The 15,022-nt window shown below is 42.2% G+C and carries 12 protein-coding genes; 10 read left to right on the forward strand and 2 right to left on the reverse strand.

All coding sequences use genetic code 11. The annotated features are described in order from the left end of the window. Window positions 1-493 precede the first annotated feature (493 nt). The 7 genes from FTU13_RS12180 (at window position 494) to FTU13_RS12210 (ending at window position 5,766) form a co-directional block, all read left to right on the forward strand. Entirely contained in the window at window positions 494-1,450 is a 957-nt protein-coding gene (locus tag FTU13_RS12180; protein ID WP_180128490.1) for a VacJ family lipoprotein, read from the forward strand. 98 nt (window positions 1,451-1,548) lie between these two features. Continuing rightward, the gene (gene gigA, locus FTU13_RS12185; RefSeq protein WP_078192616.1) at window positions 1,549-2,517 is read left to right on the forward strand and encodes an RsbU family protein phosphatase GigA; all 969 of its coding nucleotides are present in this window, start codon (window positions 1,549-1,551) and stop codon (window positions 2,515-2,517) included. A gap of 112 nt (window positions 2,518-2,629) precedes the next feature. Further along, window positions 2,630-3,148: an anti-anti-sigma factor GigB gene (gigB, locus tag FTU13_RS12190; protein WP_078189558.1), complete on the forward strand. Its 519-nt coding sequence runs from the start codon at window positions 2,630-2,632 to the stop codon at window positions 3,146-3,148. A gap of 32 nt (window positions 3,149-3,180) precedes the next feature. Then, complete coding sequence (locus tag FTU13_RS12195; protein WP_180011795.1) at window positions 3,181-4,005, forward strand: carbon-nitrogen hydrolase family protein; 825 nt, start codon at window positions 3,181-3,183, stop codon at window positions 4,003-4,005. Between the two features lie 95 nt (window positions 4,006-4,100). Next, complete coding sequence (locus FTU13_RS12200) at window positions 4,101-4,526, forward strand: organic hydroperoxide resistance protein (RefSeq protein ID WP_111884709.1); 426 nt, start codon at window positions 4,101-4,103, stop codon at window positions 4,524-4,526. Window positions 4,527-4,727: 201 nt separating this feature from the next. Continuing rightward, complete coding sequence (locus tag FTU13_RS12205; protein WP_180128489.1) at window positions 4,728-5,120, forward strand: DUF4951 domain-containing protein; 393 nt, start codon at window positions 4,728-4,730, stop codon at window positions 5,118-5,120. Between the two features lie 295 nt (window positions 5,121-5,415). Further along, window positions 5,416-5,766 carry a hypothetical protein gene (locus FTU13_RS12210; RefSeq protein ID WP_180128488.1) on the forward strand — a complete coding sequence of 117 codons (351 nt, stop codon included), beginning with the start codon at window positions 5,416-5,418 and terminating at the stop codon, window positions 5,764-5,766. A 56-nt stretch (window positions 5,767-5,822) separates the two neighbouring features. Here FTU13_RS12210 and gspE read toward each other — a convergent pair whose 3' ends face one another. Beyond that, complete coding sequence (gene gspE, locus FTU13_RS12215) at window positions 5,823-7,310, reverse strand: type II secretion system ATPase GspE (protein WP_180128487.1); 1,488 nt, start codon at window positions 7,308-7,310, stop codon at window positions 5,823-5,825. Between the two features lie 100 nt (window positions 7,311-7,410). Between gspE and FTU13_RS12220 the strand changes: the two genes are divergently transcribed. After that, entirely contained in the window at window positions 7,411-8,232 is an 822-nt protein-coding gene (locus FTU13_RS12220; protein WP_078192622.1) for a hypothetical protein, read from the forward strand. Window positions 8,233-8,241: 9 nt separating this feature from the next. Next, on the forward strand, window positions 8,242-9,165 hold the full coding sequence (locus tag FTU13_RS12225) for a mechanosensitive ion channel family protein (protein WP_180005042.1): 924 nt from the start codon (window positions 8,242-8,244) through the stop codon (window positions 9,163-9,165). Between the two features lie 122 nt (window positions 9,166-9,287). Here FTU13_RS12225 and FTU13_RS12230 read toward each other — a convergent pair whose 3' ends face one another. Further along, a complete protein-coding gene (locus tag FTU13_RS12230; protein ID WP_180128497.1) occupies window positions 9,288-12,074 on the reverse strand; it encodes a DUF2339 domain-containing protein in 2,787 nt (928 codons plus the stop codon). A 163-nt stretch (window positions 12,075-12,237) separates the two neighbouring features. Between FTU13_RS12230 and polA the strand changes: the two genes are divergently transcribed. Then, window positions 12,238-15,003: a DNA polymerase I gene (gene polA, locus FTU13_RS12235; protein ID WP_180128486.1), complete on the forward strand. Its 2,766-nt coding sequence runs from the start codon at window positions 12,238-12,240 to the stop codon at window positions 15,001-15,003. Window positions 15,004-15,022: the final 19 nt, after the last annotated feature.

Consider the following 15,022-nt stretch of genomic DNA (forward strand, 5'->3'; position numbering starts at 1 on the left):
TACTGACAAAAATTTGCTCAAATAAACTTCGAGTAATTTCTACCATCAATCAATGAAAATAATTTCGATCAATCAATCAGTAAAAATCCACACAAGTTGTTCTTCATAATCTCTTAATGATCTTCTTGTTGGTTCGTCACCAGCAAGCTAGGTCGGCTATATTACTCTTTATTTCTAAAGAGTCAACTGGTAATTCAAATTATTTTTAAACTTATCAAATAAAACCGAACTTAATCAATTCAACCAAGTTATTGTTTTATCAGAAGTTTTAATCTTCATCACCGCCGATGGATGTGCATTCTACAGCATTTCTGATCCAACGCAACACCTTTTTTTAAATAATTATTTTGAGCGCACATTTTTCGCTCAAATTACATTTTTTCATTCATATTTTGATCAAATTTGGTTTAATAGTAATAAATCAAGATTATTTGAACGTTTTTACTTATTATACGGCAAACATTTTGCCGCGCTAAAAGCGTCAGGACTATATATGCGCCAAACTTCTTTTTTATATGCAGGATTATTGTCACTTGTCGTAACAACACCTGTATTTGCAAATGACGAGGCTTCAGCACCTGTTGCTCAAGACTCAGAAGCTGCCAATAAATCAAAAACACAACAACTTGCGCATGCTGCGATGGTCAAGTCATCTGAAGTTGCAAAAAAATTATCTGTAAATGCCAATGCAGCACAATCAGAAGAAGATAAAGACCCTTTCCAACCGATCAACCGGAAAGTTTACGCATTTAATGATTATTTAGATGTCCATATTGCCCGCCCTGTTGCTGTGCAATATGTAGCAAAAACCCCTAAGGATATACGTGAATCGTATCGTTTATTCCGTAAAAATTTGGGCGAACCTTGGAATGCATTTAACCAACTCATCCAAGGTCGACCGACACGTGCCGCAAAAAGTCTGGGGCGTTTTACTGTTAATACACTGACAACTTTAGGCTTTGCTGACCCTGCGAGTCGTCTAGGCTTAGAAACCGAAGATGAAAACTTTGGCGCGACTTTAGGTTATTACGGTATTCCTTCTGGTCCTTATATTGTTTTACCAGTGCTTGGTCCAAGCACATTGCGTCAAACTGTGGGGCTTGCTGTAGATAGTCAAGGACGTCCACAGAAATATATGCTTGATGGTCATGATGTGGCGTATTGGTCTGAGCAAACTTTACGTGGAATCGATACTCGCGCTCAATTACTGGATATCGAAGGTGTATTGCAAGGCGATAAATACGCTCAAATTCGTGATATTTATTTGCAACGCCTGAACTATTCTATTGCTGAGAAAAAAGGTATCGCTGAAGAAAACCTATTTATTGATGAAGAAAATGACGATATTGATGAATCTGAAGATAATTCAGTAGACGTTTCATCTGATGATTCTACCGATTTCATTGATGATAGCATTTCAGATGATACCGACACGGTAACAACTGAATAAATAAAATTTTTCAATTGGCTGGTGTGGTTTTTCCCTCCAGCCATCATTAGCTTGCTATAGTACACTTATTGTCTATCGAAGGATTCATCTAATTCTTTATGTATTTCATTCAACCTACTCGTGATATTCCATATTTAGATCAGGTACTTGATGCGCTTCCTAGCGTACAAATGATTAACATTGAAGATCTAGACTTGTATGATCCAACGATCATTGCAATTGCTGATGTTGCCGACTTTTTAAATCACCAATGGACACTTCCTACTATTGTGCTTGCTTTTGAGCATGAAGGTGCTGCATTGGCTCAAGCGTGGCAACAAGGCGCTTTAGCAGGATGGGTTTGGGATCATATCCCAACTAACCTTCAGGTGGCACTCACTAAAATTGATGCGCAATACAAACGCAATCAAGATAGCCGTGATCTCCCTTCTGCTGCAGATTTGCAAAAACGTTTACTGCCCAACCCGATTGAACTCCACAACTATAAAATTGAAACATTCTTCCAGCCTTCAGCCTATTTATCCGGTGATTGGTACGATTACTGGAAAATCAGCGATAAAGAAATCATGTTTTATCTCGCAGATGTATCTGGTCATGGGGTAACGAGTAGTTTACTAACCTCATGGATGGCTGCTTTCCACGGTCGTTCAAAAACCCCGAGAGAACTCATCAAAAAGCTCAATGGCATGTTGGTTCAAGAAAATATTGAAAAGCACATTACCATGATTGCGGGAATACTTAATCTCGATACGCATGTCTTGAAATGGTCTAGTGCAGGCCATTATCCGCCGGCCATTTTATTTGAACCCGGTCTTCCCGCACGAATTTTAAATACCAGTAGCTTTCCACTTGGCTTAACTGAAGACCTAGAAGTTGAAGAGTTTGAATTTACCTTAAATCGTTATTCACGCTTTGTAATTTGCTCGGATGGCGCACTAGAACCTTTTGACGGTGGATTGAATGAACAGCTAGGTCAATTGGTTTATCACTTGCAAAATCAATCATTTCAAGCACCAGACCATGTTGCCGACGATATTGCCATCCTAAGTTTACGTCGAATCAATTAATCACGAAATCAACTACTTAAACCGAATACGACTTTCTGATCATACTCGGCTACTTGAGTAAGCTGTGCCCCTATGGGATAATTTACTATCCTTCTCTGCAAATGGCATTTATATGTCAACAGGTCATGTTGAATATGCAAGCTTGAACGGAACGCATATTTTTAAGCTTATTGGCGAAGTGCGTGCCCAATCTTGTATTAGTCTAGACAAGTTATTAAACAAAATTGAACAGCAACAAAATGTCGTCGGTGCAATCGTTGATTTAACCCAAACGACATTTATCGATAGTACTGTCCTTGGCATTTTGGCGAAACTGGGTTTGAAGCTCAAACAAGTTCACCATATCCAAGCGGTAATGTTGTCTACAAACTCTGATATCACAACGCTTGCCAATAGCATGGGTTTAGGTCAGGTGTTTGTTATTTTGAATTATTGTGGTGATCCAAGTGTATGCACTCGCGCACTTATGGAAGAACACATTACCCATAGCAATATGCTGAATACGGTTTTAGATGCACACAAAACGCTGATGAAACTAAATGATAGCAACCAAAATATGTTTGAGCCTTTGGTCAAACAACTGCAAAAAGAGCAGGACAATCTAGAGCAACCCAAGCAGCAAAATGTCTAATTTAGGTTAATCACAGCAGAGACCCTCTTCGCATGACTTTACTTTCCGTTGCACAAATGAATTCTCAAAATGACATTGAAGATAACTTCAAAGTGATCGAATCATTGATGCAACAAAGTCAGGCTCAAGGTGCGAGTCTCATTGTATTTCCTGAAAATTTTGTCTGTTTTGCCGCAGGTAAACAACGCGAAACCGCGGCGCAATTTGAAAGTATTCAGCAGCGACTAGAACAACTCGCACATCGTTATCAACTTTGGATTGTTGCGGGCACACTCCCATGCCCTTATCGTCCAGATGGTTCAATCATTCAAGATGGCCGTGTCCGTACTGTCAGCCTGTGTATCAGCCCTGAACGTACCGAAGCACGTTATGACAAAATTCATTTATTTGATGTGCAAGTTGGTGACGCTGTCGGTGGCTATCAAGAATCAAAATTCTTTGAACCTGGTACTGAAACCGTAGTTGCAACAACACCTTTTGGCAATATTGGCCTGATGGTGTGCTACGACTTGCGCTTTCCTGAACTGGCTTTGAAACTTCGTAGCCAAGGTGCAAATATTTTAACGGCGCCTGCAGCTTTTACTTATACCACGGGTGAAATGCACTGGCAGTTGTTACTGCAAGCTCGTGCCATGGATAGTCAATGTGCTGTATTAGGTGCCGCACAACAAGGTTGGCATGGTGAAAAGCGTCAAACTTGGGGGCATGCTGGAGCAAGCAACAGCCGCGGTCAAATTTTAGCAATCACCGCAGAAGAAGGCGCTCAACTACTCACAGTTCCTTTCGACTTAGACGAGCAGCAACAGATTCGCGCATCAATGCCACTGATGCAGCACCGTGTTTTGGTTCAATATTGATTTTCACTCTGTATAAAATTACAAAAAAACTGAATATTATTTAAACAAAATCCCCCACGATATGATTTTGAACCATCATCTGAGGGATTAGAAAAATGACTTTAGAAAAAGCAGTTTATACAGCCCATGCAAAAGCCACTGGTGGTCGTGATGGTCGTGCAACGACGTCCGATGGGCATTTAGATGTTCAATTGGCGGTGCCGAAAATTATGGGGGGTACAGGTAATGGTACAAATCCCGAACAACTCTTCGCCGCTGGTTATTCAGCCTGTTTTTTAGGTGCAATGAAATTTGTGTCTAACCGAGATAAAATTTCGATTACCCCTGCTGCCTACGTCGAGGGTGATGTTGGTATCGGCCCTATTCCAACAGGATTTGGTATCGAAGTGACGCTTAATATTCATCTTGAGGGTATGGATGCAAGCGAGGCACAGAAATTGGTCGATGCTGCACATATTGTGTGCCCCTATTCAAATGCGACCCGAAACAATATTAATGTCACTTTAAATGTTTTGACTTAAATCCATTTGTACCTATCTATACAAAGCACTGTTTTAATTCTTATAAAATAGTGCTTTGAGCTTTTTTACTTCTACACATCTACAGCTGAGCTCAAAATAAAATCTTATCCATTTCCAATACATTTAAATATTCATATTCAGTTGCCAAAACCTTGCTAAAATATATAACGATTCTTATTTACATTCATTTGTTGATCTATGATGCTTAAACCTCTCCTTATCAGTACGTTGCTACTCAGCGCATCCACACTAAGTTTTGCCGAATTAACCCTGTCTGAAAAAGTCCGTCCTCAAATTAAATCCTTGGTCAATCCAGATATTCAACGGCTTGCGCTACCGCCAACACCGAACAACATGTCTTTACCTGCCTATGGTCAAGGCATCATTGGTTGGGGTACAGGCTCAGAAGGTGCAGCAGCGCGCCTAGCCAATATCAGCAAAGCTGACGTTGAAAAGCTTAAAACTCAAGATGTCAATTTAGAGATGGTTCAAACTTGGCAAAAGTTTTATGAAAATGAAACGCAGCGCAATGCAGGTAACCCAACCGCGCCCATTCGTGCTGAATTGATGAAGAAAATTGTCAGTTTGTGGTAAGTGAAAGACTGTACAGCCCATATTTTTGGGCTGTTTTTAGTTCAAATTAGAAAGGCTTTGTTGCATAAATATGTAAGCATCTGATTTAAATAAATTTAATTCTGGATCAAAAAATAATCAAAATCTTTAAAATCATATAGTTATGAAATCTTTGTGCAACAAAGCCAATTAGAAATAAAAAATCATGAGACATTCGATAGAAAGAATAATGAATAAAATTTAAAAAATGTTTAATATTCAAACTATAATTAACTATACATCCATAAAAATTTAAAATCATTTTCAGGACTTTACAATGAAAACATACTTTTCGATGCTTTTTCTAAGCTTGGCCTTAGCCGCATGTAGCCAAACACCTGCGCCTGATTTTTCAGGGGAATGGAAACAAACACCTGACACGGAGAGCCTACGCAAACTTTCCATTAGCAAACAAGGCGATGACTACCAAATTAAAGACGAATTTTGGCTCGATAAAAATAATACTGAGCGCACTTCTAGTGCTTCATCCAGTATGGCTGAAGTGAATAATGATGTTCTGAAATATAAAGAGAGTAATAGCATTGAAATGAAACTCAGTGATGAAACTCACCTCACTCTGACAGACAAAGCATATGATGCTGTAATTCATTTTGAAAAGATTAACTAAAGCAAAGCCCCGAATCCTTACACAGGCTTCGGGGCTTTATTTATATTTCACACTTACTATTCAGCCGCTTCATTCGTCACTCTGAGCACTTCTTCAATCGTGGTTTTACCTGCCAAAACTTTACGCAATCCATCATCACGAATTGAACCCGCATTTGCACGTACATGATTTTCTAACTCAAACTCAGCAGCATTACCATGGATGAGGCGACGTGTTTGCTCATCAATTGGAACGATTTCATAAATTGCGGTACGCCCTGTAAATCCAGTATGCGAGCATTGTTCGCAGCCTTTAGGTTGTGGCAATTTTAATTCGGCCGATGCATCGAGATGCCTAAATAAGTCTTTTTCAAAATCATCGGCATCATGCCAAGTCGCACAATGACGGCACAAGGTTCGAACCAAACGCTGTGCCACCACACCGATCAGTGAGCTTGACAGTAGAAAGGGTTCAATCCCCATGTCTTTAAGACGGGTCACTGCACCGATTGCTGTATTGGTATGCAGCGTTGAAAGTACCAAATGGCCTGTTAATGACGCTTGTACTGCAATTTCAGCAGTTTCTAAATCACGAATCTCCCCGACCATCACCACATCTGGGTCTTGTCGAAGCATGGCTTTTAATGCACGAGCAAAGGTCATATCCACTTTGGTATTGACCTGTGTCTGCCCGATCCCTTCAAGTTGATACTCAATTGGATCTTCCGCAGTCAAAATATTTTTTGAACCATCATTTAGATCAGACAATGCCGCATATAAGGTGGTGGTTTTACCCGAACCCGTTGGTCCCGTAACCAAAATAATGCCATGCGGACGATGTACCAGTTGTTTCAATCGATCATAGTCATGCTGCATCAAGCCCAAATGGGTCATGTTTAAACGCCCAGCTTGTTTATCGAGTAAACGCATCACCACACGCTCACCATACGAAGACGGTAAAGTTGATACACGCACATCGACTTCACGGCCCGCCAAACGCAGTGAAATACGACCATCTTGTGGAATTCGCTTTTCTGCAATATCGAGTTTGGCCATGACTTTGATCCGTGACACCAACAATGGCGCAAGTTCACGACGTGGCTGGACAATTTCACGTAACTGACCATCGACACGTAAGCGGACAGACAGCTTTTTTTCAAAAGATTCGATATGAATATCGGAGGCTCCAACACGAATTGCTTCCGACAATAAGGCATTGATTAACCGTACAATCGGTGCATCATCCTCCTGATCCATCAAATCTTCAGCTTCTGGCACAGAGTCTGCAAGGCTGAGTAAATCAGGATGATCTTCCAGACCCGCTGCAACTTGTTGAGACTCACCGGTGTCTCCGGCAAAGCTTGCACTGAGTAATTGATTAAATTCTTGCTCACTACATAATTGATATTGTGCAGGATGCCCTAAAAAGCGACGTGCTTCTTGTAAAGCCAACAGTGGCGTGCTGTCACGACGCACAATAAAAGCTTGATCACCCTCATATCGAAGCAATACGCCATGACGTTTGGCAAAACTATATGGTATTTGTAATTGTTTAAGTACTTGCATCACGCATTATAATGATGAAAAAAGTTGTTTTGAGTGTACTCTAAGCATCTGACAGCGTGAAGTCTGTTTTTAGGATTTATCAGGACAAGGGATATACGCATTGCCATTAGAAAATGATTTGACTGAAAAGGAATCCCCAAAACGTAAATGGTGGGGGGAATATCAATTTGAACTGAATCACCCGCGCAGTTGGCAGTTTGGGTCTTTATTGTTTCGGGTGACGCGCGGCATGCAAGAGTGGCGTATGGAATATCATCGCCCGACCTTTCAGTTTGACTATGAGCAACAATGGCATCCAATTCAAGACCCTGAATTTGGTTTTCCACAACCGATTAAAATGGAACGTTATATGTTCCGCCAGACACATGACAAAATTCAAATTATGCCACGTTTGGCCGATCGGTCTGTGGTGATTAAACCAGTCGATCCGATTTATATTCCAGCTGGACAGCGCGGAACGCTATATATCAGCACACCGCTTTGGATTGCTGGTTTTGTCGAAGGTCTTAGAGAACCCTTGTTTGACATACCTGTGATTCTACCAAAAGATACCTGGTTTGGTCCGAATCATCGAATGGGTGAAATTTGCTATGCCACAGCAGTTGATGGTCGTACAGAACTTAAACAACTCAAACCTCGTGCTTTTCGTGCAGTAACCCCTATTGAGTTTCATAACGTGAGTAATCAACAGATTCGTTTTGACCGTATGAATGTCCCCGTACCGGCTTTGCCATTATTTTATAGTGAAAGTACGGGACGTTTATGGACTTCACAAATTCGGGTCGTCCATGAAGGTCATGACAAACCGCCGCGGGTCAAAATTGAAAACCGTACACCGCCACAAGCGGGTGACGTAATTTATCTGCATCCGCCACGCGAGTCAGCCAATGTGCTGTTCAATATGTTTGATTCATTTTTCTAAGGGCAAGCCATGGCAGATTTAAATATTTCGACAGAAATCACCAGCAGCCTAAAAGGAATGGTCGCCAATCTCAATACCGATCGGCTGACGGAATTATTGGTGGCTGTTTTACTGGCAGTCATCGGCTTTCTGATTGCCCGTTTTATCTCAAACACCTTTATCCGCACTGTAGGTATGCGTTTCAATGCCCATCAGCAGTTGGTTTGGCGTCGCGGGATTTTCTATTTCATTTTTTTAATCTTTGTGATGGCCAGTTTAAAAGAAGCCGGCTTTAAACTCAGCGTCTTCTTGGGTGCAGCAGGTATTTTAACGGTTGCACTGGGTTTTGCCTCGCAAACGTCCGCATCCAACCTGATCAGCGGGATGTTCTTGATCGGTGAAGGGTCTTTTGAGGTTGGTGATACCATTCAATTGACACTGATTCGCGGGCATACCATTGAAGGTGAAGTAATCTCGATTGATTTACTGTCGGTCAAATTACTCACGCAGGACAATGTCTATGTCCGTTTGCCGAATGAACAACTGATTCGGGCACCTGTACATAACCTGTCTAAGTTTCCAATACGGCGAATTCCTATTACCCTTGCAATTAACTTTCATGAAGACATCATCAAAGTCCGTGAAGTTTTATTAGATGCCGTTAGTAAATATCCATTGGTCTTGGCCGATCCTAAACCTGCCGTGACCGTCACTGCCTTTCGTGAATCTTCCATTGAGCTGCTTTTTGCTATTTGGTGTCAAAGAGAGAATTTCCTGAAAGTCCGTGATGAAATGCAGGAACGGATTCGAAATGCTTTTGTCGAAAATAAAATTGAAATTCCTGTACCGAAAATGGGTTTTGTTGACCACCCGCTTTCTACACAAGCAAGCGATGCTGACGTCGATCAATATGCCAATACACAGGAAATCCAACGAGAGCCTCAACTCAAATAATGGTCTATCGACTTGATATGAAAGGCCCTGCATATCTTCAAATGTGCAGGGTTTGTTTTATCATGTACTTTTATAGCCATCGACCTGTATAGCTTAGTGATCTCGTACCTTTAAGAATTTCATCATGGTTCAACCTTGTCATTCGGCATGGGGGCAATATAGGCAATCAAAAGCATGGCAAAACCTGCCGCCATAAATGAAATCACTCGCATGAGTGTGCCGACATGAGATAAATCCAGCAAGACCAATTTCAAAGTGACCAAGACCAAAATACTGCCGCCGAGCAGCCAAACTGAACGTAATTGACGCTGAGTGGCAAAGCGCATACTCACTAAAGCCAATAACACCCACAGCACGGTAAAACTTAGTTGAACGGTCGCATCGCTCCAAATATCTAAACTGTTATAAGGTGTATCCAGATACATATGTAAGGCACGTAGCACAACATAGCTACTTAACCAAAGTAGCCCTAGGACACTCAACACGGCAGCCAAGCTACGATCTAAACCAGCTTTTAACTGTTGATTCAACATCCATAAAAAAGCCGCTAACAACAGCAAACTCACTGCATCAAAAGGATTCAGTATCGGCAAGACATATCCCACAAAGGCCTGCTGACTAAATAATTGCGAACTAATGATCCAACTTAAAGCCAAAAACAAACTGCTACGCGCTTGCCAAAACATTTTCCAGGCCGGTTGCTGCGCTTGCCAATAACACCATGCACAAAATATCAGCGGCAAAATTACCACACTGATATACGGCATACTGGGTATCAGCGTCAGACTGGTCCACGCCAAGCTGCTCAAAATTCCGAAACTGACCCATTCTTTCTCTTCACGCACACCGAGTAATGGTCGTAGCCAAAGCAGCGTCAAGCTCAGCCCAGCGAATGCAAAATAAATCTGCGCCATCGTTGAATACCAAAGTAACTGACCGTTCTCACTCACTGAAATAACTTGGTACAGCCCCATCACATAAACAGGCACTAGACCCGTCCACTTAATGATGGACCAACTCCACGAAGCGTTTCGTTTTAACAAGCCTTCATTCACCACCAGATAAGCCACACTAACGATCAATAGACTCAAGGCTAATTGATGGCTAGTCTGCAACCAATCTAAGAGCAACATGATGAACATGGTGGTTGCTGAGAGCATTTGCACACATTGAAAGGCAATACTCGAACTTGAAAGCTGTTTATGAAATGCAGGAATAGCATGTGTCACGATAATGGCCGCCAAATAGCTCAAACACACGCCCCAATACATCTGTGCAGGGAAATGTGGCAGTTGAACCAAATAATACAGACTTGAACAACCCGCCATCACCAAGAGCGCCATGCCTAAATAACGGCTGATATTGGACTGCTTGTATAGGGCATATATAAATATCAACGCACCTTCAACTGCCCAACCAACCACACTCCACTGCTCTTTCAATACTATCGGTGGAATCAATGCCAAGAATATTAAGGTCAAACTCAAATAACTTTGTGCAATCAGTGGGATCACAGCACTACGTTTACTGATGCTATACAGTACGGCAAAAAGCGCTGCGAATAGCAAGCTACACCCCGCCTGCCATACCGTTTCCTCAAAATACATCAAATACAATGCCAGATAAGCAAGCACTGGTGCAGCAAAAATCAGTGCAATATCCAAGGCAGGTTTAAGCTGAAAATGCGCAAGATCCTGTTTCGCCAATAACTGGCTAAAACGAAAACCTAGCCAGATAAAAATCGCAGCGTGGACTAAAACCAGCACGCTCATCATCTGACGTTCGGTGGTGTATCCGTGGTAAAAAGCATATCCACCACCCATAATCACCGTCATCAAAAAAGCGATTTGATTTAGATATTTCCACGGTCTTAATGTACTCATGACCGCAACAGCAATATTAATCACAAGATAATAGGCGATGAATTCCGTTGCTGTTGCATCACGAACAGGCAAGGTAAATGGAGCAAGATAGGCGATCAGCATTGCCATGATTGCCAGTTCAACTGACTGTTGTTTCAAACTGAGCCAAATCGTCAATGCCATAAGTGCAGCATATAGTAGACAAGCTATGCCAAAGCCCGGAATGACGGCATTGTAATAGGCAAAAAATAAAGTCAAAAACAGCGCTGCAAGACCTAGACCTTCTAGCGCTAAGGCAAAACTGCGATTTTTGGTTTGCAGCCAAAAACCCAGTCCGACAACACCTGCACTGCTCAAACTCACGATCAGCAGTTTCATGGCCAAGCTTAGTTGCCAATGCTCTGTGGCAAATCTAAGTAAGAGCACCACGCCAATCACCAAGACCAGTACCGCCACTTTTAACACGGGATTGCCTTGGAAAAGCCATTGCTGAATTTGACTAGATAGATTTGGCGCAGACTTGGATGGTGTATTAGAAGGCATTGAATTGAATGATGCCTGATGTCTAGCTGTACCAACTGCCGTCGCGGGATGTACAGATGGTGTATTGTCAGAATCAAAATTTTCAGGACGGTCTATTGTCGACGCTGATATTGAAGTAGCCACATGACCCGATTGCGACTGAAGCGCACGTCCTTGCAATAGATGCAGCTGACGTTCTAATCGTTTCAGCCAACGCAGAAAAAAATAGACCCACAGACCAATCCCGATCGCAACCAAGTATCCCAATTCTGTTAACAGTCCAACGACCGTTAATAACGATGCAATATATAACGGAACCTTTGATGTCACTTGAAATGGTTGTTTTGATGAACTCAGTGCATCAGCGCCGTGCTGTAAATCATCGACATAATTCATCACACTGAGCATAAAACCGATGCCACTGATATAACTCAGGATTCGGACATCTAAGTACCATGCCCCGATCCCTACCAAGATCAGCGTCATCAACCAAATCATCTTGATTTCATTATTCTGTTTCAGCATACCTGCTTCGTCATTTTCCTGAATGTTTTGATGATACATGAGCCTGACGGATGGATTAAAACTATTCATCAGTGATTCGGTAAGTTACATATACAATCTAGACTCAGCGTACGGGCAAAAAATCACGTACAATAAAACCGTTTTTAGGATTAGGAAATTATCAATGCCACCATTTGTCTTGGTCGATGGCTCATACTTTTTATTTCGTGCTTACCATGCACTGCCACCATTAACCACTTCAACCGGTTTGCATACCAATGCAATCCGAGGTGCCATTTCTGCCATCCAAAAATTAATGCGTCGTATCCAACCGACGCACATGGCCGTTATTTTCGATACACCTGAACCAACCTTCCGTCATGAATTGTCCCCGATCTATAAAGGTGACCGTCCTGCGATGCCGGAAGAATTATCACAACAAATTCCATATCTTCACGCTTTAATTCGTGCACTGGGCATTCCCCTGCACATGCTACCGGGCGCCGAAGCCGATGACATTATCGGTACATTAGCCAAGCGCGCTGAAGCAGCCGGTCATCAAGTTTTGATCTCCACCGGTGACAAAGACATGGCACAGCTCGTTACTGAGCGTGTCACTTTAGAAGACAGCTTCAAAGACAAACCTATGGACGTTCAAGGTGTTTTTGAAAAATTTGGGGTGTGGCCGAATCAAATCATTGACTACCTCACGCTGATGGGCGATGCCTCTGATGGTATCCGTGGTGTACCCGGTGTTGGCGCAAAAACGGCAGCGAAACTTTTAACCGAGTACGGCTCGATTGGCGGCATTTTAGAAAATGTCGACAGTATTAAAGGTAAAGTCGGTCAAAACATTAAAGACAATATCGAAGGGATTGCTCTTGACCACCAACTGGCGAGTATTGTTTGTGACCTCGACATGGGTCTTAAATACGAAGATTTGAAACTTGCCGATCCAAATATTCCAGCACTGCGTGATTTATATACGGAACTAGAATTCCGTAACCAACTGCAGTCATTAGATCATCCGAACAACCCCAATGGTGCAACCTACAAACAAGCAGCCAAAGCCATTAACACCACGGCGACTGTAGCCAATGCACCTGAAGTTGAAGATCAAGCGGACAAAACCAGTGTTGATGACTTACTTGGTGAAGCACGTTATCACACGGTATTGACTCAAGAAGATTGGGATGTGTTATTTAAACGTCTGAGCACTGAAAAGCGTTTTGCCTTTGATACTGAAACCACAAGCCTCGATTACCGCGTGGCACAGATTGTGGGTTTCTCAGTAGCTTTAGATGCACAGGATGCCTATTACGTGCCGCTTGCGCATGATTATGAAGGTGCGCCGAAACAACTTGATCGCGACACGATCTTGAATCAACTCAAACCTTTACTTGAAGATAATGACGTACAAAAAATTGGTCATCATCTCAAATATGATGCACATGTCTTAGAAAATCATGGCATTCATTTGGCAGGTTGGTATTTCGATACTATGTTGGCCTCTTATGTCCTTAACTCTGTGGCTACACGTCATGGGATGGATGACGTCGCACGTTTGTATTTAAGTCATCTCACAACGACGTTCGAACAAGTGGCCGGCAAAGGTGCAAAACAAAAGACCTTTAACCAAATTGAGCTTGAAACGGCAGCCCATTATGCCGCAGAAGATGCCCATGTGACCTATCGTCTATATGAAGTACTCGATAAGAAGTTACAAGCTCACCCGGAGCTGATCAATATTTTGCACAATATTGAAATGCCTGTTGCTCGTGTTCTAACCTCTATGGAAGAAAACGGCATTGAGCTAGATATGAACTTTCTCGACCAACTCGGTGTGGAATTTGCCAATACCATTCAAAATTTAGAAACAGAAATTACCGATCTTGCGGGTCAAAGCTTCAATGTCAGCTCACCAAAACAAGTGGGTGAGATTCTGTTTGATAAATTAGGTTTAAAAGGCGGTAAGAAAACTTCTACAGGTCAGTACAGCACCAGTGAAAGTGTGTTAGAAAAAATCGATCATCCGATTACTGATTTAATTTTGGAATATCGTGGTCTCTCTAAACTGAAAAGCACCTATACCGACGGTCTATTAAAGCAAGTGAATAATGACACACATCGTGTGCATACCAGTTACCACCAAGCTTTAACGGCTACAGGTCGTTTGTCATCTACCGATCCAAACTTACAGAACATTCCTGTCCGTGAAGATATTGGACGTCAAATCCGTAAAGCCTTTATTGCACCTGAAGGTCGCATTTTATTGGCAGCCGATTATTCGCAAATCGAATTACGTTTAATGGCGCATTTCTCGCAAGATCATGCATTGGTCGATGCCTTCAATCATGGGCAAGATGTACATAAACGTACTGCGGCAGAAGTTTTGGGCATTCCACTCGACGAAGTGACTAGCAACCAACGTCGTCAAGCCAAAGCGGTGAACTTCGGTCTGCTCTATGGTATGTCTGAATTTGGTTTGACTCGTCAGCTAGGTTTCACTCGTGAAGAGTCACGTAACTATATTGGTAAATACTTCCAACGCTACCCTGGTGTTTTGGAATATATGGAACGTACTCGCCAAGTCGCACGTGAACAAGGTTTTGTGGAAACTATTTTAGGTCGTCGTCTGTATACACCGGACATTATGGCGAGCAACAAAATGGTGAAACAAGGCGCTGAACGCGCAGCGATTAATGCGCCGCTACAAGGTTCTGCGGCGGATATCATTAAACTGGCCATGATTGCAGTCGATAAAATCTTACCGAAAGATCAAGCCAAAATGTTACTGCAAGTACACGATGAATTGGTGTTTGAAGTTGATACTGCAATTGCCGATGAACTGTCTGCCCAACTGACTGAAGTGATGCAATCTGTGTTGAAAATTTCCGTTCCACTGATTGTGGAAGTCGGTCAAGGTAATAACTGGGACGAAGCACACTAATTCATTCACGTTCATTTAC

Source organism: Acinetobacter sp. YH12064, from assembly GCF_013419735.1.
Classification (GTDB): domain Bacteria; phylum Pseudomonadota; class Gammaproteobacteria; order Pseudomonadales; family Moraxellaceae; genus Acinetobacter; species Acinetobacter amyesii.